This window comes from Pseudomonas sp. HP_14 (assembly GCF_055283875.1).
This window is the reverse complement of the sequence record NZ_JBTOQI010000001.1, coordinates 332,113-357,927: the sequence shown is the minus strand read 5'-3', so window position 1 is coordinate 357,927 and position 25,815 is coordinate 332,113. Positions and strand designations below refer to the sequence as shown.

Below are 25,815 nucleotides of genomic sequence, written 5' to 3'. Positions count from 1 at the left end.
AAATCCTGCGTGACACTTCGACTGATACTTTTCTGCAGTGATCGGCAGGCGAAAAAATCCACACGAGACTGTCGCAACCGGCCTGCGACAGTCTGCGGCGCAGTCTCAGCGTAGACGCTCAGCGCGCAGGCGGGGTGAATGAGTACAGGTTTTGCTCAGTCAGGCGCTGAACGGCCAGGCGCCGATAGTGCGAAGGCGTCATGCCCTTGAGCTGTTGAAAGCGTCGATTGAAGTTGGAGATATTGTTGAAACCTGATTCAAAGCAGACATCAGTGACCGGCTTGTCGCCGTCGGCCAGCAGCTCACAGGATTTACTTATCCGCAGGCGATTGACGAATTCGACGTAACAACGCCCGGTGGCTTGTTTGAATACCCGGGAAAAGTACGTGGGCTTCATGCCCAGATACTCCGCGACTTCTTCCAGTGGCAGTTCGCGGGCGTAGTTGGCAAAGATGTAATCCACTGCGCGGTTGGTGCGATCTACGCTGTGTTCATCCGCGATGGGGGCTGAATTACTGCCTGACAGCAACTGGTAGTCGTCGCACACGGCCAGCAGTTCAAGGAGGATGAGGAAGTGCCCAAGGCGGCTGATGCCTTTGGAGTCGGCGATCTTCTGCATCAGTTGGGTGGCTTTGCGGATGGTGCGTTTACAGCGAAACTCGATACCGTACTGAGCGCGCTCCAGCAAAGGCGCCAGAGTTTTCAGTTCAGCGAATATCTGACTGCCGCTCTCCAGCAACTCATCGGTGAAATTCACCAACATGTCACGTTTGCTGACCACTTCGTCCTCGGCGACCTGGCTGATCCAGTTGTGGGGCAGGTTGGGGCCGGTGAGGAACAGCGTTTCCGGGTAGAAATTGCCAATGTAGTCACCCACGAAGACCTTGCCTGAACTGGCTACGATCAGGTGCAACTCGTATTCCTTGTGGAAGTGCCAGCGCACCAGCGGGCAGGGGAAGCCGTGTTCGCGGTAGATGATAGACAGGCCGTTATGGTCGTCCATCAATTCGTACGACGGGTCTGTGACCCTTGTTGTTTTTGTCATGGTATGGCCTGTATGCAGAATGCCAGACTGCTAATGTGCACTATTTGGGTGGGCGATCAAACCCCGACAAGCCGACTTGATCTGAAGTGCACCCCTTGTGGGAGATTCTATATTTGCCCACCTCATCAGTGGTGTTGTGGGAGCTGAGCTTGCTCGCGATGAGGCTGGCGCGGTTCACTTCAGATCGCAGCGTTCTTATCGCGAGCAAGCTCAGCTCCCACAGCGTTTAAGTGACTGAGCCAAATGGCTTGCACTGCATGGAATCAACTCATGAAAACCGTTCTGCTGATTGGCATAGGCTCTGGCAATCCGGAGCAGATCACTGTTCAGGCAATCAATGCGCTTAACCGCGCCAAGGTGTTTTTCGTTCTGGATAAGGGCTATGCAAATGATGATTTGCTGCGCCTGAGAAGAGACATCTGTGAGCGCTACATCACGCATGATGACTACCGCATTCTTCAGGTCAGCGATCCGTCTCGGGAGGATGATCCCCATTCCTACCAGCGAGGTGTCACCCTGTGGCACGAGCAGCGGGCGGCACTGTTTCAACGCCTGATCATCGATGAAGTGGAACCCGGGCAAACCGCGGCATTCCTGATCTGGGGTGAACCAACCCTGTATGACAGTACGTTGCGTATCTTCGAGCTTATTCTCATGAGCACTCCACAACTATTTGATTATGAAGTAATTCCTGGAATAAGCAGTGTGCAAGCGCTGGCTGCCCAGCATCGTATTCCATTGAACCGTATTGGCGAGTCAATCCACATTACGACAGGCCGCAGGCTCGCGCTTGAGGAGAGTGAAACGCCCGAGAATACGGTGGTTATGCTGGATGCGCATTGCACATTCGAGCGTTTTCTCAATCAGGGGCTGCATATCTACTGGGGGGCGTACCTGGGGACCCCGGACGAAATCCTGATTGCCGGGCTGCTGGATGAAGTCTGTGAAGAAATCAAAGCGGTGAGGGCAGCCGCGCGCAAGGACAAGGGCTGGATCATGGATACGTACTTGCTGAGGAATGAGATGTAGATTCTAAATATTTAATTCAAGTATTTGATTTTAAACAATATTTAGAATTTTTAGGTGGCTTGGTAGCGAGGCGTAGACCTGCGTAGTCAGGTATTTCGCTCCGCCAACAAGTCGGCTGCAGGTCCTCTGTTTGTCACACCGGATTGCGATTCTTCGCCTCAATCCACTGCGCCATGTACTGCGTGCTCTTGTGGTGGTGATGACGCAACATTGCCCCGGTGAAATTGGCGGTTCGGTGAGCTTCAAGGTTTTCGCGCAATGCGTCGATACGTGCAATAAGGCTCGCGCAATGCTGCTGATGCCGGTATCGCGCTTCAAGCAGCGCCCATCCAGCGCTCTGGGCCTGCTGCCAGAGGCTTTCATCCTGATAGAGGCGCACGGCCTCTTCGGCGATGTCCGCAGCGCTGCTGGCAATGCTTCCGGGCCATGGCTGGTCACCACTCATGGCTTCGGCGCCGATCGGCGTGGTGACGGTTGGTGTGCCGCAGAGCATTGCGTCAACAATCTTGCCTTTGACGCCTGCCCCGAAACGCAGCGGAGCCAGGCATATGCGCGCTTCTGACATGACCTGCAAGGCATCTTCAGCCCAGTTCATTACATGAAAACCCTGAGCCGCATTGTGCAACGCGGTGGCTTTGGGCGGTGTGTAGGCTCCGTAGACATGCAACTGAGCCTTGGGTAGTTGCTGGCGTATCAACGGCCATATCGCGTTCTTCATCCAGAGCACGGCATCCCAGTTAGGCGCGTGACGGAAGTTGCCGATACTCAGGAAATGAGCACGATTGGCAAACGGGCGGGCAGGTGCCGGTACGTTGCTGACCATCAGCGGGCACCAATGCAGAATGGCGTCGGGCAGGCCAAACCGGCTGGTCAGTAACTGCATTTCGACATCTGAGGTCATCAGGCTGAGGTCGGAGCGGTACAGTGCTGCAACTTCACGCTGAGCCAGATCGCCGTTTGCCATCAGAGAGAAGATGTCGTGCTGTGATGATGAAAAAAAATCATTTAAATCATCAGCTTGAGATTCATTTGCAAGGTGGTGCTTTAGCTTTTGGTGGCGAGCATGACGCAGGCTTTGCAGGTCTGATGTCTCCAGGATTCGCAGAGCGCCCGGACACTGCTTTTCAACCCTCCAGCCAAACTGCTCTTCAATCATGAACTGATCGAAAAGGACGATATCCGGCTGCAGTTCATGGACGAAAATATCGAAGCTGCTGTTGTTGAGCTCGATGCTCACCTCATCGATGCCCAGCCGGGCAAGATCCGCCTTGTGCTCCCCCTCAGTGGCCGGGCTGGCGAAGGTGATGCGCCATCCTTGCTCAAGGAAGCACTGAATCAATTGCATGATGTGCCCGCTGGCCGCCGACGACCGGGGCTCGGGCCACACATAGCCAATAATCAATACATGAGTTGATGCTTTCAAGGCCGGACTTTCCGGCAGTTGCTGCGAGTCATGCTTATCCAAGGATGCTTTTTACCTTGTCGCGCAACTGATCAATGGAAAACGGTTTGCCGATGCTGTGCATGCCTGCCGGTACATCGATGTTTTCCGCATAGCCGCTGGCAAACAGAATGGGCAGGGAAGGACGAAGTTCGCGGGTTTTAACCGCCAGTTGAGCGCCGCTGATGCCTGGAAGGCCATGGTCGGTCATCATCAGGTCAATGACGCTGGAGCCGTCCTGCAGCACTTTCAGTGCCTCTTCGCCGTCCTCGGCTTCGACCACGTTGTATTCCAGTTCCTCAAGCACGTCGACGATGAGCATGCGGACAATAGCGTCGTCTTCGACCACGAGAATGGTGCTGGCGGGGGCAGACATGTGTGAGTTCCTTCAAATAGAGACAATAAACGGCAGCAGTGACGCATGCGACCGTTGATGAGTAAACAAAATAACGCTGGAAGTTCCTATAGCCAAACACAGGCACCCATTTGAGTGCGTAGTGGCCATTTTGTAACCATTGTGAAGCGCTAGGCAGGTTTCTGTCGGATTAAATGTCAGAAAATTCAGCTATCTGTGTCAGAAATGAGAGTCTTTTTCTAAAGTTTACGGCAAACTTCATGGTTTGATGATCACCAAGGATGACCCATGATCCGTCCGTCTACCGTCGATGAGCAACGTTTTCGTAAATTGCTTGGCCGCAACGTCACTCTGCCTTTGAGTGTGGGCGTCATCAGCGCGGTCTTTTTCATTGGCCTGATCAGCTACTTGCTGTCGGTCATTCAATGGGTCGAGCATACCGACCGGGTGATCAACAACACCAATCGCGCGCTGAAACTTTCCATCGACATGGAAACGGGCATGCGCGGTTATCTGCTAGCCGGAGATGAGCACTATCTCGATCCGTACGAACTGGCAAAGCCAGCGCTTACTGCGGAACTCAAGGGGCTTGAGACCCTGGTCAGTGACAACCCACCCCAGGTTGACCGGCTCAAGCGCATTCAGGCGTTGCAGGACGACTGGGGTCAATACGCTGAGGAAATGATCCAGCAGCGCCGGATCAAAGGTGAATACATTGCCCCCTTGCGTACCGGGCGAGGCAAGCGTCTGACTGACGAGGTCCGCAGTCAGTACGAGGAAGTTGTCGCAGTTGAACAGCAGCTGCGTCTGGCGCGCAACGCCGATGTCACTCGCACCACAATCCTGTGCGTAACCCTGTATCTGATTTTCGTACTGAGCGTCAGTAGCTTCCTGGCGTACATCGGTCGCCGGGACTTGCTTGCGCTCTCAAGCACCTACGGCGATAACCTCAAGCTTCAGGACGAAAACGCCGAACGCCTGAAAAAAGTCGCCTGGCTGCGCAACGGTCAGAGCGAGTTGGCCGAGCAAGTGTTGGGACAGTTGACCCTGAATACCCTCGGCGGCAACGTTTTGCAGTTCTTCGCTCAGTATCTGGGTAGCGTTGTCGCCGCCGTCTATGTGCGTCAGGAGCACGGCGGACTCAAGCGTGTGGCGTCCTACGGTTTTTCCCGGGAGCAGGAACAGTACGAACAATCGATTTACAGCGGCGAAGGGATTATCGGCCAGGCCGCGCAGCAGGATCAGATCATTCGCCTTGATGAAGTGCCGGGTGATTACTTCAAAGTGTCTTCCGGGCTGGGTGAGGGCAATCCACGCAGTATCCTGGTGGTCCCGACCAGCAACGACGATCAGGTCAATGGCGTCATCGAACTGGGTTTCCTGCGTGCGCTGACCGAAAGCGATGTTGAGTTCATGGAGTTGATCGCTGATAACGTGGGCACCTCTATTGAGGCCGCGCGTTATCGCCAGCGCCTGCAGGAAGTCCTGGCCGAAACCCAGCAGCTCAACGAAGAGCTGCAGGTTCAACAGGAAGAACTGCGCACCGCCAACGAAGAGCTGGAAGAGCAATCACGGATTCTCAAAGAATCCCAGGCTCACCTGGAAACTCAGCAGGCGGAGCTGGAGCAAACCAACGAACAACTGGCTGACCAGGCTCAGGTCCTGGCCGATCAGCGCGATGCGCTGGATCGCAAGAACGAAGAACTGAACATTGCGCAGGTGGAGCTTGAAGCCCGTGCCGATGAGTTGCAGCGTTCCAGCAAGTACAAGTCTGAATTCCTTGCCAATATGTCCCACGAGCTGCGTACACCGCTGAACAGCTCGTTGATTCTGGCCAAGCTGCTTGCCGAGAACCCGGCAGAGAACCTTACAGCCGAGCAGGTCAAGTTTGCCGAGTCGATCTACTCGGCGGGTAATGACTTGCTCAATTTGATCAACGACATTCTGGATATTTCCAAGGTCGAAGCCGGCAAGCTGGATATGCGCCCTGAAAACAGCAGCGTGCCGCGTCTGGTCGAGGGGCTGCGCAACATGTTCCAGCCGCTGGCTGTCGACAAGAAGCTGGACTTCCACGTGGAGTTACAGGCCGGTGCGCCGACCATGCTCTACACCGACCGCCAGCGTCTGGAGCAGATTCTGAAAAACCTGCTGTCGAACGCGATCAAGTTCACCGAAACCGGCACCGTCAGCATGACGGTCTCGCGCCAGCCTGGCGCGGGTATTGTGTTCACCGTCCGCGACTCGGGCATCGGCATCGCGGCGGAGCAACAGGAAAGTATTTTCGAAGCGTTCCGTCAGGCGGACGGCACCACCAATCGTCGTTATGGCGGCACGGGTCTCGGACTGTCTATTTCCCGCGATCTTGCGCGGTTGCTCGGTGGTTCAATCAGCGTGACCAGCGAACCGGGGCAGGGCAGCATCTTCTCGCTGATCCTGCCAGAACAGTACGTCGAGCCGCTGCTGTCAGAGCCGGGAGATATCCCGGCACCTGTTGCCGCACCGGCGCTGCCTGTGCAGTTCCTGACGCCTGCGCCGATTGAGGTTCCTGTAGCCCCGGCCCGGGCGCCGGTGCCGACTTTTGCCGATGATCGCGAAAAACTGCCATCGACCAAGCGCTGTATCCTGGTCATTGAAGACGAGGTGGCTTTCGCCAGGATTCTCTTCGACCTGGCTCATGAGCTGGGTTACCACTGCCTGGTTGCCCATGCGGCCGATGATGGTTTCAACCTCGCTGCGCAATTCGTGCCTGACGCAATCCTGCTGGACATGCGTCTGCCGGATCATTCAGGGCTGACGGTTCTGCAGCGTCTGAAAGAGCTGGCACCTACGCGACACATTCCCGTGCATGTTATTTCCGTTGAAGACCGTCAGGAAGCGGCCATGCACATGGGCGCGGTGGGTTATGCGGTCAAGCCGACCACCCGCGAAGAACTGAAGGATGTGTTTGCCAAGCTGGAGTCCAAGTTGACCCAGAAGGTCAAACGCATCCTGCTGGTTGAAGACGATGCGCTGCAGCGCGACAGCATTGCGCGACTGATTGGTGATGACGATATCGAAATCACCGCTGTAGGTTTTGCCCAGGATGCACTGGATCTGCTGCGCGACAATATCTACGACTGCATGATCATCGACCTCAAGTTGCCCGACATGCTCGGCAATGACTTGCTCAAGCGTATGTCCACCGACGAGATCTGTTCGTTCCCGCCGGTGATCGTCTACACCGGACGCAATCTGACCCGCGATGAAGAAGCCGAGCTGTTGAAGTATTCGCGCTCAATTATCATCAAGGGCGCGCGCTCACCAGAGCGCCTGCTGGATGAGGTCACGCTGTTCCTTCACAAGGTTGAGTCGCAGCTCTCCAACGAGCGGCAGAAGATGCTCAAGACTGCGCGCAGCCGGGACAAGGTATTTGAAGGGCGCAGGATCCTCGTGGTCGATGATGACGTGCGCAACATCTTTGCCCTGACCAGCGCGCTGGAGCACAAAGGGGCTGTTGTTGAAGTGGCGCGCAATGGCATCGAGGCCATCAGCAAGCTGGACGAGGTCGAAGATATCGACCTTGTACTCATGGACGTGATGATGCCCGAAATGGACGGTTACGAAGCGACCATCGAGATCCGCAAGGACCCCCGCTGGCGCAAGCTGCCGATCATTGCGGTGACCGCCAAGGCCATGAAAGACGATCAGGAGCGCTGTCTCCAGGCGGGCTCCAACGACTACCTGGCCAAGCCGATCGATCTGGATCGGTTGTTCTCTTTGATTCGTGTATGGCTACCAAAAATGGAACGTATTTGAGTTGGACAAGCCCAAGGTGAGCATCCAGCACAAGGTGAAAGGTTCCGCTATGTCTCAAGACAGAAACACGGACATCGAAATACGTCTGTTGATTGAGGCTATTTATCTCAAATACAGCTACGATTTTCGTGATTATTCCGGCGCTTCAGTGAAGCGCCGGATCAGTCACGCGCTGCGCCAGTTTGACTGCACCACGGTTTCTGCGCTTCAGGAGCGGGTGATTCATGATCCCCAGGCGTTCATGCAACTGCTGCAGTTTCTGACTATTCCGGTCAGCGAGATGTTTCGTGATCCTTCGCACTTTCTGGCCATTCGTCAGGAAGTGGTGCCACTGCTGCGCACCTATCCGTCGATAAAGATATGGATCGCGGGCTGCAGTACGGGCGAGGAGGTCTACTCCATGGCTATCCTGCTGCGCGAAGAGGGGTTGCTGGACCGAACCATTATTTACGCTACGGACATTAATCCGAGTTCGCTGGAGAAGGCTCAGCAAGGGATTTTTTCGATGGAAAACGTGCGTGCTTACACTGACAACTACCAGAAGGCTGGTGGTCAGTGTGCCTTTTCCGATTACTACACCAGTGCCTACGACTACGCGATTTTCGATAAAACCCTGCGCGAAAACGTGACATTTGCTGACCACAGTCTGGCCACTGACAGTGTGTTTTCCGAAACGCAGATGATTTCCTGCCGCAACGTCCTGATCTATTTCAACAAGAAACTGCAGAATCGAGCTTTTGGTTTGTTCCACGACTCGCTCTGCCACCGTGGCTTTCTGGTACTGGGTAGCAAGGAAACACTGGATTTTTCCGATTACAGCAGCCAGTTCGAGCCTTTGGTCAAACCGGAACGGATCTACCGCAAGTCATGAAGACATCTTTTCCTGAGGCGTCCGGGGGTGATCAAGCGTTACCCGTCGTTGACGCCATTGTAGTGGGCGCCTCAGCCGGTGGGGTCGAGGCGCTGCTAAAGGTGTTTTCGCGGCTCAGGGTCGGCTATCGACTGCCCATTCTTACAGTGCTGCATGTGCCTGAAGACCGCCGCAGTCAGTTGGCTCAGGTGTTTCAGGCAAGACTGCCGCTCAGGGTCAAAGAGGCAGACGACAAAGAGGACATAGTGCCTGGCACGCTGTACTTTGCCGCTCCCGGCTATCACTTGTCGGTGGAGAACGATTTAAGTCTGTCGCTGAGCCAGGAGGATCGTGTATTCCATTCGCGGCCCAGTATCGACATCCTTTTCCAGTCAGCCGCCGATGCCTATGGGCCGCGTCTGGCAGGTTTTCTACTGACCGGGGCCAATAATGATGGGGCCTTTGGTTTGTCGTGTATCAAACATTCCGGCGGTATGACGGTAATCCAGGACCCCAACCAGGCTCAGGCGCGCACCATGCCTGAAGCTGCTCTTGCGTTGCATGAGCCGGATTACCTTCTGCCTTTAAATGATATAGGCCAATTGCTGGTCGAGCTGGAACGAATTGCATGCTGAATCACATTCAAGCCAAGCTGTTGATCGTCGACGATCTGCCGGAAAACCTCCTGGCGCTCGAAGCGCTGATCAAGCGTGAAGATCGCGAGGTGTACAAGGCGTTGTCCGCCGATGAAGCTTTGTCATTGCTGCTGCAGCACGAATTTGCCATGGCCATTCTGGATGTTCAAATGCCTGGCATGAACGGCTTCGAACTCGCTGAGTTGATGCGTGGCACAGACCGGACCAAAAGTATCCCGATCGTGTTTGTCAGCGCCGCAGGACGAGAGCTCAACTACGCGTTCAAGGGCTATGAAAGTGGTGCGGTGGATTTTCTGCACAAACCGCTGGATATCCATGCGGTCAAGAGCAAGGTCAACGTGTTCGTTGATCTGTATCGACAGCGCAAGGCCATGAAGCTGCAAGTCGAGGCGCTGGAACAGAGTCGTCGAGAGCAGGAGCTGTTACTGGCAAAGCTGCAGGTTACTCAGAACGAACTGGAGCACGCCGTGCGGATGCGCGACGACTTTATGTCAATCGTGTCCCACGAAGTGCGCACGCCGCTTAACGGGCTGATCCTTGAAACTCAGCTGCGCAAGCTGCACCTGGCGAAAGACAACGCATCAGCGTTCACCATGGACAAGATGCGGGCCATGGTTGATCGCGATGAGCGCCAGATCCAGAGTCTGATTCGCCTCATCGAGGACATGCTCGATGTGTCACGGATTCGCACGGGCAAGCTGTCGATCCGTACCAGTGCGTTTGATCTTGCCGAACTCGTGAGCAATCTGCTCGAAAGCTTTTCTGCACAGATCGCGGCGGCGGAATCCAGTGTGACCTTCACCGCAGAAGAGCCGGTGATCGGCGTGTGGGACGAGTTCCGAATCGAACAGGTGGTGGCCAACCTGCTGACGAATGCGTTGCGCTATGGCGCGCGCAAGCCTATCGAAGTCCGGGTGTATGCCGTTGATGGGCAGGCGCGGGTCGAGGTGCGTGATCAGGGCATCGGTATCAGTGCGGAAAACCAGCGGCGTATCTTCCAGCAATTCGAGCGGGTCGCCGCCAATCATGCCGTCCACGGCCTGGGCCTGGGCCTGTTTATTTCCGACCAGATAGTCGCTGCCCATGGCGGTGAAATCGTTGTTGAAAGTGCAGAGGGCGAAGGCTCGATGTTCAGGGTCTGCCTGCCGGTCTGAGGACGTGCATCGTAGGCGTCAGATTTATCCGATATTTACGCAACCTACGGCAACCGCCATGGTCGTAAAGGCAGCTATTTATAGACCGAAGGCAGTCCCATGAGCTCTGATGCAGAAAATGTCGTCCTCATCGTCGAAGACGAACCGCTGATCCTGATGTTGCTTGCCGATTATCTATCGGGCGAGGGCTATCGAGTGTTGCAGGCGGAAAACGGTGAGCAGGCGTTCGAGATCCTTGCGAGCAAACCCCACCTGGATTTGATGATCACGGATTACCGTCTGCCAGGCGGCATCTCCGGCGTCATGATCGCTGAGCCCGCCGTCAAGCTTCGACCTGAGTTGAAGGTTATTTTCATCAGCGGGTACCCAGCGGAAATCCTTGAGTCAGGCAGTCCTATTGCTGCCAAGGCACCGATTCTTGCCAAGCCGTTCAATATGGAAACCCTGCACTCCCAGATCGAAAAGCTGCTGGCCTGAATCGATCATCCCTCCCGCGCCATCCCTGACCTCCAGATGGCGCCGAAACCGTCACACCTCAATCATCTCCCTCACCTTAGACGTCAGATTGTCGAAGGCGAAGGGCTTGGTAATCATCTGCATGCCATCGTCAAGAAAACCGGCCCTGACCGCCGCGTGTTCAGCGTAACCGGTGATGAACAGTACCTTGAGGCCTGGTCGCAGTTGACGACCTATCTCGGCTAATTGCCGACCATTCATGCCCGGCAAACCCACATCACTGATCAGCAGATCGACGCGCTGCCCTGATTCAAGAATCGGTACCGCCTCAGCGCCGGTGCTGGCTTCGACAAAGGCATAACCCAACTCGCTCAACACTTCGCTGACCAATACCCTGACAGCGGCATCGTCCTCGACGATCAGTACCGTTTCGCCTTCGTTGGCAAGGCTTTCCGTGCTCTGGTAAATCTGCTCGTCTTGAGTTTGCTGACCTTTGAAGCGTGGCAGATAAAGTTGGACGGTAGTGCCGCTGCCGACCACGCTCTGGATGGAAACGTGGCCATGAGATTGTTTGCTGAAGCCATAGATCATCGACAGGCCCAGCCCCGTCCCTTGACCAATCGGCTTTGTAGTGAAGAACGGATCAAAGGCGCGGCTAATGACGTTTTCCGGCATGCCACACCCGGTATCGCTGACGCTAAGCACGACATAATCTCCGGGTAGAAGATTCTCGTGAGCGTTGGTGAAGGATCTGTCCAGCCGCTGATTGAACGACTCGACCACCAGCAGACCACCATCCGGCATGGCATCGCGGGCGTTTAGCACCAGATTGAGCAGGGCGCTTTCCAGCTGGTTTGGATCGGCTTCAGCGACCCACAGTGTTTCGTGAAGGTGTAACTCAAGGCGGATGCTTTCATTGAGGCTGCGATGCAGCAGCTCGCCCATCGAGTTGATCAGTTGATTCATTTCTACCGGCTTGGAGTCCAGCGACTGACGGCGGGAGAAAGCCAGCAGTCGATGGGTCAATGCCGCTGCGCGGTTGGCGGACGTCACGCCCAGATCGATCAGGCTGTTCAGGTCCTCGATTTTGCCGCGTGCCAGTCGCCTGCGCAGCAGCTCGAGGCTGCCGATAATCCCCGTAAGCATGTTGTTGAAGTCGTGTGCGATGCCTCCGGTCAATTGACCGACAGCTTCCATTTTTTGCGATTGACGCAAGACTTCCTCGTTGTGCTTGAGCTGCGAGGTGCGCTCTTCAACTTGCTGTTCGAGGGTTTCATTCAGACGGCGTAGCTGGACTTCCGCCTGCTTGCGCTCGGTGATATCCGACGTTACCCCGGTCAGCGAGCTGACCCTGCCGTTCTTGGCGCGTATCGCCCGTGCGCGCACGTCAACCCAGTTCAACGAGCCATCTGGCCACAGATTGCGGAACTCGATGACAAAGTCTTCGCCGGTATCAAGGCTGCGCTGCAGGGCAGATTGCATGCGTGGCTGGTCTTCGGGGTACACACCATCCAGCCAGTCTTCGTATTCGAATGAAGCGTCCAGGTCCCGCCCATAGTGCGCGCGGGAGGTCTCAGAGCATTCCAGCTTGAGAAACTCTGCTTCCAGCTGCCAAGACCCCAGACGTCCCGCTTTCAGCGCGTTCTGCAGTCGCTCTTCGCTTTCCAGCAGGTCGGCCATGCGGGCCCTGGCTTCGTACTGACGTCGCCTGCCGCGGATTGCGGTGGTGACCAGGCTGACCAACGTTGCCGGGTGGAAAGGGCGCTCCAGGAAGGTAACGTTGCCCAGCAGTGTGCCGAGATAGGCTGACGGGTTTTGCTCTGGTCCGCCGTGATGGGTGAGCAACACGATGGGCATATCCGACCATGCAGGTTGCCGGGCTAGGCTGTCGACCAATGGCCCTATCTCGGTACTGCGTAAAGCCTCATCGGCAATGATTGCCACGCCCGCGCCCAGATTCAGCTCGGCATTTAAATCCGCAAGGTTGTGCGCAACGAGAGCGGGAAAACCCGCCTCCTGCAGAATCATCAAAGCAATCTGACTGTCGCGCCCTCTGGGCGCGAGAATGATAGCTCGCTCCGATAAAAGCCCCGGGGTACTCACTCCGCCTCATCCCGCATTAACGGACTGCCTTCGCCGTAATAATGCGGGACACCGCGCAAGACGCCCTGGAAGGCTTCAAGCGGGGCACCTATTTTCAGGCCATGATGACTGATTCGATACTCCCTGATAGTTGACTCATGTGTGCCTGTGCGTTTCTTGATGATCGAAACCGCACGTCGAACCTGGCCCAGAGCCTCAAAGTAGCGCAACAGGATGACGGTGTCAGCCAGGTAGGTGATATCGACGGGGGCGCGCATGTCGCCCACCAGCCCATGCTGCGCGACGGTCATAAACGTTGAAGCTCCTTTGCGGTTGAGATATAGCAGGAGCTCATGCATATGCAGGATCAACGCATTTTCTTCGGGCATAGCCGCCTGATAGCCGTTGATACTGTCAATAACCACCGTTTTGATCTGCTTGGTGTCAACGCTGGAGCGAACCCTGTGGGCAAACTCGCCTGGCGACAACTCTGCAGCATCAACCTGCTCAATCAGCAGGTTGCCGGTTTTCTGCAGTGCTTCAAGGTCGATGCCGACTTTGCGCATTCGATTGAACAGCAAGCCTAGTTCTTCATCGAAAATAAACAGCGCAACGCGTTCACCGCGAGCCACGGCGGCGGCAGCGAAGACCATGGAGATCAGCGATTTGCCGGTGCCTGCTGGGCCGAGGATCAACGTGCTGGAGCCGCCATCAATGCCGCCACCGAGCAACGCATCCAGTTCTGCAACGCCACTTGAAATCACGCCGCGGTCATAGTCATTCCGGTGCTCCGCAGCAACGAGGCGCGGGAATACGTGAATGCCGTCGGACATGATCGTGAAATCATGGAAGCCTCCGCGGTACTTTTGCCCGCGGTACTTCACCACCCGAAGACGACGTCGTTCGGCGCCATAGTTAGGGTTTAGCTCTTCGAGCCGGATCACGCCGTGCGCAACGCTGTGGACGGTTTTGTCCAGTGCTTCGGTGGTCAAGTCATCCAGGAGCAGTACCGTCGCGTCATAGCGACTGAAGTAGTGCTTGATGGACAGAATCTGACGGCGGTAGCGTAGGGAGCTTTGCGCAAGCAGACGGATTTCCGAAAGGCTGTCGATCACTACTCGGGTTGGCTTGACCCGTTCGACCACTTCGAAAATCTGCCGCGTTGCTTCGCCTAACTCCAGGTCCGACGAGTACAGCAAGCTTTGATGATTTTCAGAGTTGAGCAGGCTTTCAGGCGGCGTCAGCTCGAAAATTACGATGTTCTCATCCAGATCCCAGCCGTGCGACTTCGCGCCATCGCGCAGTTCGATGTCGGTCTCTGAAAGAGTGATATACAGACAGCGCTCGCCCGCAAGGGCGCCTGCACGTAAAAACTGCAGAGCGACTGTCGTTTTGCCAGTGCCTGGTTCGCCCTCGAGAAGAAACACGTGCCGACGGGAAAGACCCCCCGCCAGAATGTCATCGAGGCCCACAATACCGGTTGCTGCTTTTGATGTAGTCAAGAATCGCCCTCTTGCGACCTTAGGGGTGTGGCATAGCCTTAAAACGGCCGCTGTGCTGTCAATGCCTATGACACAGCTTAATACCACTTACACACTACTTGACCGCTGTGCCCCGCGAGCGTTCAGACTTTTGCACTGTGCAGGCCGCGTTCAGGCGCGTTTTGGGACAAGTGTCCGGCACTTGGCACATCCGCCGCCTTATCGCCTAAAGGCCAGCCTTGATATAGTCTCTGGCTGAATCGGGTCGTGGCTAGAACAAGAAAAATCAAGAGAGGAACCTCCGTGTCTGACTACCAATCCTTTGTTGTAGAGCTGAGTGATCACATCGCCCACGTGCAGATCAATCGACCGGAAAAGGTCAATGCAATGGACGCTGCATTCTGGTCTGAAATCATTGATATTTTCCAGTGGATTGATGAGACCGATGAAGTGCGGGTTGTCGTACTGAGCGGGGCGGGCAAGCACTTCTCTTCAGGCATCGATCTGCAACTGTTGGCCTCTGTGGCCAATGAACTGGGGAAGGACCCGGGGCGTAATGCACGAACGTTGCGGCGCAAGATTCAGCAGCTGCAGGCTTCGTTTACTGCGGTTGACCGTTGTCGCAAACCGGTGCTTGCAGCCATTCAAGGCTATTGCCTCGGCGGTGCCATCGACCTGGTATCTGCGTGCGATATGCGTTATTGCGCTCAGGATGCAAAGTTTGCGATTCGTGAAATCGACATGGGCATGGCCGCCGACGTGGGAACGCTGCAGCGCCTGCCCCGGATTATCGGCGATGGCATCATGCGCGAGCTGGCGTATACCGGGCGTACGGTTGAGGCTCTGGAGGCAAAAGAGATCGGGCTGGTCAATCGTGTTTTTTCCGACGCGACCAGTCTGCTCGAAGGCGTGTTGAACCTTGCTAAAGAAATCGCCGCCAAGTCTCCTATCGCCATCACCGGCACCAAGGAAATGATCAGCTATATGCGTGATCACCGCGTGGATGACGGGCTGGAACACGTTGCTATCTGGAACGCTGCCATGCTGCAATCAGCAGACTTGAAAACCGCCATGGTTGCTCAGATGAGCAAGCAGAAGCCTGCTTTCGAGAACTAGAGCGAAAGCCAGAGCGAGAATCAGATCAACGTATCAGGGAGTTTTTATGTCAGGCCCCAGGCGCTGGACCACCGCAGTACTGGATATTCAGATGCCGGGCGGTTGGGCTGTAGTCCATAGCGAGCAAGGTTTCCTGCTGGACGATAACGGGGCGATGTTCCCCAGGGAATGGCTCAAGCGCCAGGAGCTTGCGGTCATCAGTGAGCACGGCATCGGTTATTTCGATGGCGAGCCGGTTTATCTGTATGTCCTCAAGGAAGCGGCAGAGGTCGAAGGCTGCAGTTGGCAAGGGTTGCGACAGTTCATGTTGTCTGGCGAGTACGATGTCTTCCAGCAACTGGGCTATGCCGCGCAAATCAGTACCTGGGCTCGTGAGCACCGATTCTGTGGCAGTTGTGGGCGTCCCACCACGCAGGTCCCCGGCGAACGAGCGATGTATTGCGAACACGACAGCCTGCGGTTTTATCCGCGTATCTCGCCGAGCATGATCGTCTTGATCACCCGTGGTGACGAAATCCTGCTGGCCCGTTCGCCGCGTTTCGTGACCGGTGTCTACAGCACACTGGCCGGGTTTGTGGAGCCGGGTGAGTCCGCCGAAGACTGTGTACGCCGCGAGGTGATGGAAGAGGTGCAGGTCAAGGTCAGGAACATCAAGTATGTGGGAAGCCAGTGCTGGCCGTTTCCCCATTCAATGATGTTGGGTTTTCATGCCGAATATGAGAGTGGCGAGATTGTCCCTCAGGCGGACGAAATCGAAGATGCCCGCTGGTTCAGCATCAATGATCTGCCGCCGTTGCCAGCCAATCGCTCGATTGCCCGGCACTTGATCGAGTTGTACCTGGCGCAGCGTTCAGGCGCCCCCGAACCAGTGTTGCCAGGCTAGGCGGGCGGTCAGGCACAACACGACGGTGATGAACACCGGGCGAATGAACTTTGCTCCGCCCTTGATAGCGCTGCGGGCGCCAAGGGCGGCCCCAAGCATCACCGCGACGCCCATGCTCAGGCCGATCAGCCAGTCCACCTGGCCTGACACAATGAACACGGTGAGTGCAGCGGCGTTGCTGACGAAGTTCATGGTGCGTGCCACGCCACTGGCCTTCACAAGATCGAGCGGGTACATCAGCAGGGTGCTGACCGTCCAGAACGCGCCAGTTCCCGGACCCGCCACGCCGTCATAGAAGCCCAGGCTCAGACCTTGCGGGAACTGCCATTTTTTCCTGATCGGTGCATTGCAGTTTATCGGTGCCTTGGGTGTGCCACCGAACAGCAGGTACAAGCCGCAACCGAAGACGATCACGGGCAGCATCTGGTTGATCCATTCGCCAGGCAGATACTGAGCGATCACGGCGCCGATCAACGCACCGATGGCAGTACCGATCAGCGCATGCGTCCATTGTCGTGGATGAAACAGTTTGCGCCGGTAAAAGGTAAAACCAGCGGTGGCCGAACCAAAGGTAGAACTGAGTTTGTTGGTGCCCAGCACCAGATGCGGAGGCAGGCCTGCGGTCATCAGCGCCGGGGTGGTCAGCAAACCACCGCCTCCGGCAATGGCATCGATAAAACCCGCAACAAAGGCAACGACAACGAGCACCGCAAGGGTGCTCAGCTCGACACTCAGTTCAATTGGCATGGGAAGGGCTTACTTGGCAGTCGGGCAGAAAAGCTGCCCCGGAAGCTGCGTATATTACTGCAGGACAGTCGTATCAGGTAGGCGGCAACTGGTTGGCGAGAGGGTTTACGCGGTGACTCAGGCCAGACGCCTCGCGAACAAGTTCGCTCCTACCGGTTCGTGCTGAGTCCGGTAGGCGGCAACTGGTTGGCGAGAGGGTTTACGCGGTGATTCAGGCCAGACGCCTCGCGAACAAGTTCGCTCCTACCGGTCCGTGCTGGGTCCGGTAGGCGGCAACTGGTTGGCGAGAGGGTTTACGCGGTGATTCAGGCCAGACGCCTCGCGAACAAGTTCGCTCCTACCGGTTCGTGCTGGGTCCGGTAGGAGGCAACTTGTTGGCGAGAGGGTTTACGCGGTGATTCAGGCCAGACGCCTCGCGAACAAGTTCGCTCGTACCGGTTCGTGCTGAGTCCGGTAGGAGGCAACTCGTTGGCGAGAAGGTTTACGCGGTGGTCAGGACAGAAACCCGCCATCCACGTTCAACGCAACACCGGTGGTATAGCTCGACGCTGAGCTTGCCAGGTAAAGCACGGCACCGGCCATCTCAGAGGGATCGGCAACCCGTTTTAGCGGGATTTGCTGGAGGGCGGTTTTCAGAATCGCATCGTTCTTGACCAGCGCCGAGGCGAACTTGGTGTCGGTCAGGCCCGGTAGCAGGGCGTTGCAACGAATACCAAAAGGCGCGCATTCCTTGGCGAACACTTTGGTCATGTTAATCACTGCGGCTTTAGTCACCGAATAGATCCCCTGGAAAACGCCCGGAGAAACGCCGTTGATCGATGCCACATTGATAATGCTGCCGCCGCCGTTGTCACGCATTAGCTTGCCTGCTTCAACCGACATGAAGAAATAGCCACGAATATTCACGTCGACGGTTTTCTGAAAAGCACCCAGGTCAGTGTCCAGCACATTACAGAACTGCGGGTTGGTCGCGGCATTGTTGACCAGAATATCCAGTCTGCCGAATTGCTCGCGGATCTGGGCGAAGACCGCTGTTATCTGCTCCATCTCACCGATATGGCACGCAATGGCAGTGGCCTGACCGCCCTCGGCGATGATTGTCTCGGCGACTTGCTGGCAGCCTTCGATTTTGCGGCTGCTGACAATGACGTGCGCACCTTGCTGCGCCAGCAATCGCGCGATGGCTTCACCAATGCCGCGACTGGCTCCGGATACAAAAGCAATTTTGCCATCGAGGTCGAACAGTTCGGTTCTGGACATAGTTGTTTTCCTTGTCTTGTCCCAGTCAAAGGCTGGATTTATCGATGACCTGCAGGCTCATGTGTTCGAGCAGTTTGTTCATATGAATAAACTGTGCGAAGCGCTTGTCCTGGGTCTGGCCCTGGAAGAAACGGTAGTAGATTTGCTGGACGATCCCCGCCAGCCGGAACAGCCCGTAGGTGTAATAGAAATCGAAATTTTCGATGGCGATGCCCGAGCGTTCAGCGTAGTAATCGACGAATTGTTGACGAGTCAACATGCCGGGTGCATGGCTGGGCTGGCGTCGCATCAGCTGGACCGGGGCCGGATCGTTGGCCTCAATCCAGTAGGCAAGGGTGTTGCCGAGATCCATCAGCGGGTCGCCCAGCGTGGTCATCTCCCAATCCAGCACGCCGATGATCTGCAGCGGATTTGCCGGGTCCAATAGCACGTTATCGAAGCGGTAGTCGTTGTGCACAATCGCCGGAACCGGGTGGTCTGCGGGCATCTTCTCTCCCAGCCACGCTTTGACATGCGTCCACTCCGGCGCGTCCGGGGTCCGGGCCTTGTCATAGCGTTCAGCCCAGCCACGAATCTGACGCTCAACATAACCTTCCGGTTTACCCAGATCACCCAGTCCGCAGGCCTGATAGTCCACACCGTGTAGCTCCACGAGCCGATCAATAAAGCTTTTGCAAAGTTGCCGGGTCTGGGGTGCGGTGAGATTTAGCTCCTTTGGCAGGTCGGAACGCAGGATGATCCCCTTGATGCGCTCCATGACATAAAACCCGGAGCCGATCACTGACTCGTCGGTGCAGTGCAGGTACGCTTTCGGGCAATACGGGAACGCATCCTTGAGCTGATTGATGATGCGGTACTCACGGCCCATGTCATGGGCCGATTTGGCTTTTTGGCCAAAAGGTGGGCGTCTTAGCACGAATTCCTGATCAGGGTACTGCACCAGATAAGTGAGATTGGATGCGCCACCGGGAAACTGGCTGATCACGGGGTTGCCCTCAAGGCCTGGAATATTCGCCTTGAGGTAAGGGTCTATGAGCGCGGCATCCAGCTCTTCGCCTGCGCGGATCTGTGTGGACTGGTCAGTAAGCGCCATGCTTATCCCTTCTGCTTATTATGGTGCGCATAGATCATTGACTAATCGAATGGTGGCAACAACGTGCAGGCTGTCTTATTGGCCGCCGTGTTGCTCGTCGATCATTGCCTTTGATGGCCCGGACATTTTTATAGCTCAGACGAAAATCGGCCAAAAAAAACCGAAGCACTCAGGCTTCGGTTTCTTTTGCCGGACTCATTGATCAGGCCGGGAACAGTTCGCTCAGCTTCATCGCCAGCATCATGTCGCCTTCGGCGCGCAATTTGCCGCCCATGAAGGCCTGCATGCCGTCGGTCTCGCCGCTGACGATGCCCTGCAGGGTTTCGCCATCCATGACCAGAGTGACCTGAGCGTCAGGGTTTTCGCCTTCCTGCAGTTCGCAGGTGCTGTCTTTGACGATCAGCGAGAAGTGTTTGTCTTCATCGATACGGAAGCCGAAAACCAGGTCCAGGCCAGCAGCGGCACTTGGGTTGAACTTGGCTTTCATGGCTTGAACGGCGTCGGCTACGGAGGTCATGGTTCGATCCTTTTTAGTGGTTGTTCTGTAACGGTTTTGCCAGGGTCATCGATAGGTGATGAGTTCCGGCGTATTCATCAGTTGCAAGTGAGCATGGTTGTTGAAACTCGCCAGTGCGACCTCACGACCACGGAACTTCAATTGGTTGAGCGAGGTGTTGACGATTTGCCAGTTGAGCTCGAAAGCCTGTTGAGCGGGCATTTGGGTTATCAGGTGGAGCAGGGCAGTAATGGTACCGCCCGAGGTAAACACCGCGATGCGTTCCCCGCTTTGGGCGCGCTCCAGTATTCGTTGCAAACCGGCTTGAACCTGAGCCACGAACGCTTCCCAGCTCTGCAGCTCAGGGCTGTCATGCTCACCGCTGAGCCAGCGTGCGACGATCAATGAGAACAGGCGCTGAAATTCGGCGCGGTTCTGGGCGGCGTTGCGCATTACATGCAGCGCTTCAGGCTCGTCGCCCAGCATGGCGGGCAGCAACATACGGATTGTGGCTTGTGCATCGAATTCGTTAAAGGCCTCGTCGATCTCCAGCTGCGGGGTTTTCAGGCCCGCAGCCCGGAGTTGGTCCAGCGTCAGTTCGGCAGTGTGCTGTTGTCGACGCAGGCCACCGGCGATGCAGCGATCAAAGCCTGAACCGAGGCTGGCGAGATACGCGCCCAGCACTTCTGACTGGCGAATACCGACAGGCGACAGCACGTCGTAATCGTCGGCACCAAAAGACGCCTGGCCATGTCGTATCAAGTAGATGCTGCCCACGTCCGTATCCCGGTACGTTGAAGTGTTTGCGAGGTTATGAGGATGCCGAAGGCGTGTCAATGAAAAAACATACGCTTGTTTGAATGGCCTGTCTCTAAGCGATTGGCGGCTGGTCGCCGACAAGCCGCGCCGGTATGCTTGAGTCCATCCGCGACCCTTGAATGGTAAGGGCGCCATCGAAGTGAGGAGTCTCTGTGGAGTTTTTAGCCGATTACGCCAGTTTCCTGGCCAAAACGGTCACCCTGGTTGTCGCCATCGTTGTTGTTCTCGTTGCGATTGCGTCGTTGCGCGGCAAAGGCCGCCGTCGGTCGGCCGGGCAGTTGCAAGTCACCAAACTCAATGATTTCTACAAGGCTTTGCGCGAGCGCCTCGAGCAGTCGCTGCTCGACAAGGAGCGCCTCAAAACACTGCGTAAAGAGCAGGCTAAAAGTCTCAAGAAAGACAAGAAGCTGGCCGACCCCAAGCCGCGCGTTTATGTGCTGGATTTCGACGGCGACATCAAGGCATCCGCAACTGAAAGCTTGCGCCATGAAATTACGGCGCTGCTGACGCTTGCTACTGAGAAGGACGAGGTTGTGTTGCGCCTCGAAAGCGGTGGCGGCATGGTGCACAGCTATGGCCTGGCTTCGTCGCAACTGGCGCGTATTCGTCAGGCAGGTATTCCGCTGACCATTTGCATCGACAAAGTGGCGGCCAGCGGTGGCTACATGATGGCTTGTATCGGTGACAAGATCATCAGCGCGCCTTTTGCCATTCTTGGTTCGATTGGCGTCGTGGCTCAGTTGCCTAACGTCAACCGTCTGCTGAAAAAGCACGATATCGATTTTGAGGTACTCACTGCGGGCGAATACAAACGTACCTTGACGGTGTTTGGCGAAAACACCGAGAAAGGCCGCGAGAAGTTTCAGCAGGATCTGGACATCACCCACGACCTGTTCAAAAACTTCGTTGCCAATTACCGTCCGCAACTGGCGATTGATGAAGTGGCTACCGGCGAGGTATGGCTGGGCGTCGCAGCGCTGGACAAGCAGTTGGTCGATGAACTCAAGACCAGCGACGAGTACATTGGTGAGCGCGCCAAGTCCGCCGAAGTCTTCCACCTACATTATGTGCAGCGTAAAAGTCTGCAAGAACGCATGGGCATGGCCGCGACCGGTTCAGTGGACCGGCTCCTGCTGGGTTGGTGGAGTCGTCTGACTCAACAACGCTTCTGGTAAAACCTTCGAGCGTCGCCTGCAATTGCAGGCGACGCTTTTTATTGCCTCGAATAAATCAATGCGCGGTATTTATACAGGTCATTTCGCTTTGCTATATCGCTAAGACTGGCAATCTCTTTGCAATAAGGAAATTGCCCGAAATGCCTGAAACAGCCGACTACCTTGCGAACAATCCACTGCTGGATACCTTCGTCACCGATCACGGCGCGGTCATCAAAAGCCCGGCAAGTTTTGCCCGGGCGCTGATCAAAGCGTACGCCCTCAAACATTGGGCGGTTGATGTTGATCCTGATGCCACTTGCCTGACGACACTTCATTTCAACTCGCCGCCGGCCAGTGCTCCTTACCCGGCCGTTGTTCAGCAGGCGCTGACCTTGACTGAAGCGCTGCTGAACAACGTACGGCGTCGTTCGGCACTGGTCAGATGGTACGACTTCTTCCAGCCCTGGCGGCCTGGAGGCATTGAATTGAGAAGAGTCGAGAAGCTGCTGCCGAACTTCACCGTGCAAACCTACGAAGCGCTTTACAGGCGAACCAGCCCGCAGCGCTATGACGCGTCAACTCACACCAGTATCAGTCCTGACCAGTTCAAGCAATTCATCAAAGACACTGACCTGCGCAGGCTCTACAACAGCTATCTGGAACAGTCGCTCTCGACCGGTGCGCAGTACTTCCCGGTCCTGGCCAAAGCTGCCTTTATCAAAGCGGCTTTCCTGCAGCTGCATGAAGAAACACTGAGCGCGTCTGACTGGCAACTGGCACTCGAATCCGTGGGGCTCACCACGGCACAGCGTTGGGACACGCTCACTCCGGCGAAACTTGCCGAGCCGTTTCCCGCCCCCCGTCATGTGGTCGTTTCACCGTTGAAAGTTCATCACTACAGTGCCACTGATATTTTGCTGATCAAGGATCAGCGCAGTCAGCGCACGCTGCTTTACATCCCCGGAAACTCTTCACCCCTGCACGGCTTTCAAAGTGAAAGGAAACTGTCGCAATGGCTGGCGACCCAGTGCCGGGATCCCGCCAGGCGGCTGGCGCTGGCCGCGCACTTTCAGGAGCGCGACAACAGCGACGGGTTGTTTCTGAGTGGTTTGCACACCGCTCTTGAGGGTGTTGCGGCTTATCCGCACTGGCTTGACAGGGCAACCGGTAGTTGGCCGCCGCGCCAGTACGTGCACGCGGGCAAGCAGATCGTCGGTGACCCGTTTGATGCTGTGCGTGACCGCTTGCAGGCACGTTTCAGAGATGATGCCAGGTCGGTCATCCACAGCCGCAATGAAGCTCATCTGGAGGGGCTTGCCGAAGGATTGACTCGTAGTCTTGTTTTTACAGGGCTGATTGCCCTGATGGTGCCTGAGGCCGTGCCATTCATTATCGGTCTTTCCGTCACACTGGTCGGCGTTGGAGCGGTTCAGGTGAATCAAGGCAAAACCTTTGAAGAGCGCAAGCACGCCGAGCAGCGCATCGCATTTGGTCTGTTCAACGCTCTACCGTTGGCGGCGGAAGGCTTTGTCAAAGTGCTTGCCAGCCTATCAGATGCGACATCAATTGAGCCACTGACCGGTGTTGATGAGCCAGCCCCGGTAAGCGGGAAAGGGTCGGAGCCTATCAGTAGATCGCGTATGCGCTTTGAAATGGCGCCTCCCAACCTGCGCTCACTCGGTTCCGGTCTGCGTCAGTCCTTGAAAACGTTCGAGGCTCCGCCCGCATCAGTGCACGGCGAGCCTACTATTCACGGTCCCAATGGCATGCTCGACATCTACCATGCCGATGGACATTATTTCGTGCCGATTCACGACAGGGCATACCAGGTCTGCTGGGAGGAATCCGCTCGTCAATGGCGTATTACGGCGCCTGACGGGACAGGCAGGCCCGGCCCTTTTATCAGGCAACTGGATACTGATCAGTGGGATATAGACCTCGGTGGTCTCAAGGGTGGCATGGATGACGCGTTGCCGATGCCTGAATCCGGCATCGCCCGGCCGTCATTGCATGCCCAGGTCCAGTCGCTTTATCCGGGTTTCACCTCGCAGCAGACCGCTGACTTTATTGCGGGGATGCGCGCCACTGGCACGTCAATCGAAATACAGCTGGCACGATTGTCGATGGACTTTCAATCGCTGGACCGCAGCCTTGAACGCTGGGTCAACGGGCCGATGGGCTGGCGAACGGTGACTGACACCCATTCGATACCGGTGTCCAGTCTGTCCCGCCGTCACGCGGCTGAAATCATCAAGCGTTGCTGGCAACGGCAGACGCCTGTCACAGGTACGCTGGCCCGTCATCTCAATGGATATGTACTGGACTTGTCGGGCCTGGTGATCGGCGATCTGCCTTATTTGCCCGGTGATTTCAGTCATGTAACGGCCATTAATGTCGCGCGAACCTATATGTCGCAACAAGCCGTGAGCGCCCTGGTGGGTAAATGCCCTGGGCTGAGCTGGCTGAATGCCGAAAACAACTTCCTGTCAGTGATACCCGCAGGCATTCGCAACCTGCGCCAGCTGACTCGCCTGACCCTGGCGAACAACCGCATTGTGCTCACTGGCGACATGATGCAAACCCTCAGCGGCCTGCCTCATCTGCGCTTGCTCAATCTTGAGCGCAACCCGATCGGGCCGCTGCTTGACGTCAGGGCCATGCCGCAACTGCTCAATCTTTTTTTGCGCGACACCGGCCTTGTAGAGGCTCCCGTCGGCGTCTTCGAAATCCCCGGTCTGGTGGCATTGGACCTGCGCGGCAATCAGATTACGACGCTGCCTGAGGCCTTCTTCGAGATGCCTGGCGCTGCCGACCATACCCTGCTGGACGGCAATCCTCTTTCCGTTGGCACCCGAATCCGTATCGGCACCGTTGGCGGCCCGCTGGTGTTTACTGACGTGGCCGACAATGTAGAGTTCTGGCTGGCTCAGACGCCAGCACTGGAGCGCGTGCATCGTCGCGAGCTTTGGGAGCTGTTCTGGAGCCAGCTGCATGCTGCAGATTTCTTCGAAATCATCTCCCGCTTGCAAGGCTCTGCCGATTTCAGCCTCAGTCGTGCAGCCGTCACGCAACGAGTGTGGGATCTACTCGAAGCCGGAGCGCAGGATGAAGCATTGCGTACCCGGTTAATTGCGATGGCGGCGTTCCCGGAAACCTGTGTCGATGGGGCTTCTGTCATTTTCAGCAATATGGAGCTGGAAGTGCTGGTGAGTCAGGCGCGTTCATTGGCGGGGGCAGGAAGAGAAGGGCCTCAGTTGCTGAAGCTCATACGCGGCCTGTTTCGTCTTGAGGAGGTCGATGGCATTGCGAGAATGGATGCAGCCGCACGCGTCGGGTTTACCGAAGATGTCGAAGTGCAGTTGGCCTATCGTGTCGGCCTTGCCAGTCGCCTTGAATTGCCGATCAAGTCGCGCACCATGCAATTTTCCACCTCTGCAGATGTTACCGCTGATGCGCTGAACAGGGCCGAGCAGACCGTATTGAGTCGTGAGACGCCCGAGGAGCTGACCGCCTTTGCGATCAAGCGTGATTTCTGGATTGAACACTTGAAGCGTCAATACGCCGATGAAGTCCTGGCCTGCCAGCGTGCTACGGCAATTCGCATGGAAGCCCTGGATGATTTACACAGCGTAAGCCCCCTGACCGATGCTGTTTACAAGCGAGAAGCGGACGCGATCATGCGCCAGCGGCAAGTAGACGAAGAGCAACTGATAACGCAATTGACCCAAGCAGAACTGGCGGGCGGTCCTGCCGCCAATGAGGTGTGACGCGCGCCGGGCGGGTAGGACCGAATTCATTCGGGAAGAGGCCAGTTCATCCGCCAGATTTTATCGTCGGCAATACCCTCTTCCAGGCTAAATCCGGTGCCACGATATGAAAAAAGCCCAGGCTGGAAATCCA

At 56.3% G+C, this 25,815-nt stretch carries 20 protein-coding genes; 10 read left to right on the top strand and 10 right to left on the bottom strand.

The features are described from left to right. Positions 1 to 118: 118 nt before the first annotated feature. Positions 119 to 1,045 carry a helix-turn-helix domain-containing protein gene (locus ACYASS_RS01500; protein ID WP_463584779.1) on the bottom strand — a complete coding sequence of 309 codons (927 nt, stop codon included), beginning with the start codon at positions 1,043 to 1,045 and terminating at the stop codon, positions 119 to 121. A gap of 270 nt (positions 1,046 to 1,315) precedes the next feature. Between ACYASS_RS01500 and cobF the strand changes: the two genes are divergently transcribed. Then, the gene (gene cobF, locus ACYASS_RS01495; RefSeq protein ID WP_463584778.1) at positions 1,316 to 2,074 is read left to right on the top strand and encodes a precorrin-6A synthase (deacetylating); all 759 of its coding nucleotides are present in this window, start codon (positions 1,316 to 1,318) and stop codon (positions 2,072 to 2,074) included. Positions 2,075 to 2,207: 133 nt separating this feature from the next. Here cobF and ACYASS_RS01490 read toward each other — a convergent pair whose 3' ends face one another. Together ACYASS_RS01490 and ACYASS_RS01485 are read right to left on the bottom strand one after the other, a co-directional pair. After that, positions 2,208 to 3,539 (bottom strand): glycosyltransferase, encoded by a 1,332-nt coding sequence (locus ACYASS_RS01490; RefSeq protein ID WP_463584777.1) that lies wholly within the window; start codon positions 3,537 to 3,539, stop codon positions 2,208 to 2,210. After that, positions 3,532 to 3,891, bottom strand: a complete 360-nt coding sequence (locus ACYASS_RS01485; RefSeq protein WP_243246893.1) for a response regulator — start codon at positions 3,889 to 3,891, stop codon at positions 3,532 to 3,534. Before ACYASS_RS01485 ends, ACYASS_RS01490 begins: the two co-directional genes overlap by 8 nt. 267 nt (positions 3,892 to 4,158) lie before the next feature. Between ACYASS_RS01485 and ACYASS_RS01480 the strand changes: the two genes are divergently transcribed. From ACYASS_RS01480 to ACYASS_RS01460, 5 genes are all read left to right on the top strand, one after another. Beyond that, complete coding sequence (locus ACYASS_RS01480) at positions 4,159 to 7,665, top strand: response regulator (RefSeq protein WP_463584776.1); 3,507 nt, start codon at positions 4,159 to 4,161, stop codon at positions 7,663 to 7,665. Positions 7,666 to 7,714: 49 nt separating this feature from the next. Next, a complete protein-coding gene (locus ACYASS_RS01475) occupies positions 7,715 to 8,536 on the top strand; it encodes a CheR family methyltransferase (RefSeq protein WP_463584775.1) in 822 nt (273 codons plus the stop codon). Next, entirely contained in the window at positions 8,533 to 9,150 is a 618-nt protein-coding gene (locus tag ACYASS_RS01470) for a chemotaxis protein CheB (protein WP_463584774.1), read from the top strand. The genes ACYASS_RS01475 and ACYASS_RS01470 overlap by 4 nt, the downstream gene beginning before the upstream one ends. Next, positions 9,144 to 10,325: a hybrid sensor histidine kinase/response regulator gene (locus ACYASS_RS01465; protein WP_463584773.1), complete on the top strand. Its 1,182-nt coding sequence runs from the start codon at positions 9,144 to 9,146 to the stop codon at positions 10,323 to 10,325. Before ACYASS_RS01470 ends, ACYASS_RS01465 begins: the two co-directional genes overlap by 7 nt. 99 nt (positions 10,326 to 10,424) lie before the next feature. Further along, the gene (locus tag ACYASS_RS01460; protein ID WP_463584772.1) at positions 10,425 to 10,802 is read left to right on the top strand and encodes a response regulator; all 378 of its coding nucleotides are present in this window, start codon (positions 10,425 to 10,427) and stop codon (positions 10,800 to 10,802) included. A 51-nt stretch (positions 10,803 to 10,853) separates the two neighbouring features. Here the strand turns inward: ACYASS_RS01460 and ACYASS_RS01455 are convergent, their stop codons facing one another. Continuing rightward, on the bottom strand, positions 10,854 to 12,884 hold the full coding sequence (locus ACYASS_RS01455) for a response regulator (protein WP_463584771.1): 2,031 nt from the start codon (positions 12,882 to 12,884) through the stop codon (positions 10,854 to 10,856). Further along, on the bottom strand, positions 12,881 to 14,365 hold the full coding sequence (locus tag ACYASS_RS01450) for an ATPase domain-containing protein (protein ID WP_463584770.1): 1,485 nt from the start codon (positions 14,363 to 14,365) through the stop codon (positions 12,881 to 12,883). Before ACYASS_RS01450 ends, ACYASS_RS01455 begins: the two co-directional genes overlap by 4 nt. A 282-nt stretch (positions 14,366 to 14,647) precedes the next feature. Here ACYASS_RS01450 and ACYASS_RS01445 point away from each other — a divergent pair, with 282 nt between their 5' ends. Both ACYASS_RS01445 and nudC read left to right on the top strand, forming a co-directional pair. Beyond that, on the top strand, positions 14,648 to 15,460 hold the full coding sequence (locus ACYASS_RS01445) for a crotonase/enoyl-CoA hydratase family protein (RefSeq protein ID WP_463584769.1): 813 nt from the start codon (positions 14,648 to 14,650) through the stop codon (positions 15,458 to 15,460). A gap of 46 nt (positions 15,461 to 15,506) precedes the next feature. Continuing rightward, a complete protein-coding gene (gene nudC / locus ACYASS_RS01440; protein ID WP_463584768.1) occupies positions 15,507 to 16,343 on the top strand; it encodes an NAD(+) diphosphatase in 837 nt (278 codons plus the stop codon). Here nudC and ACYASS_RS01435 read toward each other — a convergent pair. The 5 genes from ACYASS_RS01435 to ACYASS_RS01415 all read right to left on the bottom strand — a co-directional run bounded on the left by ACYASS_RS01435 (position 16,311) and on the right by ACYASS_RS01415 (position 20,716). Then, complete coding sequence (locus tag ACYASS_RS01435; protein WP_463584767.1) at positions 16,311 to 17,090, bottom strand: TSUP family transporter; 780 nt, start codon at positions 17,088 to 17,090, stop codon at positions 16,311 to 16,313. The two genes, nudC and ACYASS_RS01435, sit on opposite strands and share 33 nt — an antisense overlap. A gap of 492 nt (positions 17,091 to 17,582) precedes the next feature. Continuing rightward, positions 17,583 to 18,350: an SDR family oxidoreductase gene (locus ACYASS_RS01430; protein WP_463584766.1), complete on the bottom strand. Its 768-nt coding sequence runs from the start codon at positions 18,348 to 18,350 to the stop codon at positions 17,583 to 17,585. A gap of 25 nt (positions 18,351 to 18,375) precedes the next feature. Continuing rightward, the gene (locus ACYASS_RS01425) at positions 18,376 to 19,443 is read right to left on the bottom strand and encodes a phosphotransferase family protein (protein ID WP_463584765.1); all 1,068 of its coding nucleotides are present in this window, start codon (positions 19,441 to 19,443) and stop codon (positions 18,376 to 18,378) included. Positions 19,444 to 19,645: 202 nt separating this feature from the next. Then, positions 19,646 to 19,960 carry an SCP2 sterol-binding domain-containing protein gene (locus tag ACYASS_RS01420; protein ID WP_122663577.1) on the bottom strand — a complete coding sequence of 105 codons (315 nt, stop codon included), beginning with the start codon at positions 19,958 to 19,960 and terminating at the stop codon, positions 19,646 to 19,648. Between the two features lie 45 nt (positions 19,961 to 20,005). After that, on the bottom strand, positions 20,006 to 20,716 hold the full coding sequence (locus tag ACYASS_RS01415; protein ID WP_463584764.1) for a histidine phosphatase family protein: 711 nt from the start codon (positions 20,714 to 20,716) through the stop codon (positions 20,006 to 20,008). A 194-nt stretch (positions 20,717 to 20,910) separates the two neighbouring features. On the opposite strand from ACYASS_RS01415, the gene sohB reads away from it, so the two are divergent. Both sohB and ACYASS_RS01405 read left to right on the top strand, forming a co-directional pair. Then, a complete protein-coding gene (gene sohB, locus ACYASS_RS01410) occupies positions 20,911 to 21,933 on the top strand; it encodes a protease SohB (protein ID WP_463584763.1) in 1,023 nt (340 codons plus the stop codon). A 140-nt stretch (positions 21,934 to 22,073) separates the two neighbouring features. Then, positions 22,074 to 25,682 (top strand): NEL-type E3 ubiquitin ligase domain-containing protein, encoded by a 3,609-nt coding sequence (locus tag ACYASS_RS01405; RefSeq protein WP_463584762.1) that lies wholly within the window; start codon positions 22,074 to 22,076, stop codon positions 25,680 to 25,682. Positions 25,683 to 25,815 lie beyond the last annotated feature (133 nt).

Excerpts from the sequence above, each read along its gene's own strand:
- ACYASS_RS01500 (WP_463584779.1), bottom strand. The coding sequence starts at position 1,045 with ATGACAAAAACAACAAGGGTCACAGACCCGTCGTACGAATTGATGGAC.
- cobF (WP_463584778.1), top strand. The coding sequence starts at position 1,316 with ATGAAAACCGTTCTGCTGATTGGCATAGGCTCTGGCAATCCGGAGCAG.
- ACYASS_RS01485 (WP_243246893.1), bottom strand. The coding sequence starts at position 3,891 with ATGTCTGCCCCCGCCAGCACCATTCTCGTGGTCGAAGACGACGCTATT.
- ACYASS_RS01480 (WP_463584776.1), top strand. The coding sequence starts at position 4,159 with ATGATCCGTCCGTCTACCGTCGATGAGCAACGTTTTCGTAAATTGCTT.
- ACYASS_RS01475 (WP_463584775.1), top strand. The coding sequence starts at position 7,715 with ATGTCTCAAGACAGAAACACGGACATCGAAATACGTCTGTTGATTGAG.
- ACYASS_RS01470 (WP_463584774.1), top strand. The coding sequence starts at position 8,533 with ATGAAGACATCTTTTCCTGAGGCGTCCGGGGGTGATCAAGCGTTACCC.
- ACYASS_RS01465 (WP_463584773.1), top strand. The coding sequence starts at position 9,144 with ATGCTGAATCACATTCAAGCCAAGCTGTTGATCGTCGACGATCTGCCG.
- ACYASS_RS01460 (WP_463584772.1), top strand. The coding sequence starts at position 10,425 with ATGAGCTCTGATGCAGAAAATGTCGTCCTCATCGTCGAAGACGAACCG.
- nudC (WP_463584768.1), top strand. The coding sequence starts at position 15,507 with ATGTCAGGCCCCAGGCGCTGGACCACCGCAGTACTGGATATTCAGATG.
- ACYASS_RS01435 (WP_463584767.1), bottom strand. The coding sequence starts at position 17,090 with ATGCCAATTGAACTGAGTGTCGAGCTGAGCACCCTTGCGGTGCTCGTT.
- ACYASS_RS01430 (WP_463584766.1), bottom strand. The coding sequence starts at position 18,350 with ATGTCCAGAACCGAACTGTTCGACCTCGATGGCAAAATTGCTTTTGTA.
- ACYASS_RS01425 (WP_463584765.1), bottom strand. The coding sequence starts at position 19,443 with ATGGCGCTTACTGACCAGTCCACACAGATCCGCGCAGGCGAAGAGCTG.
- ACYASS_RS01420 (WP_122663577.1), bottom strand. The coding sequence starts at position 19,960 with ATGACCTCCGTAGCCGACGCCGTTCAAGCCATGAAAGCCAAGTTCAAC.
- ACYASS_RS01405 (WP_463584762.1), top strand. The coding sequence starts at position 22,074 with ATGCCTGAAACAGCCGACTACCTTGCGAACAATCCACTGCTGGATACC.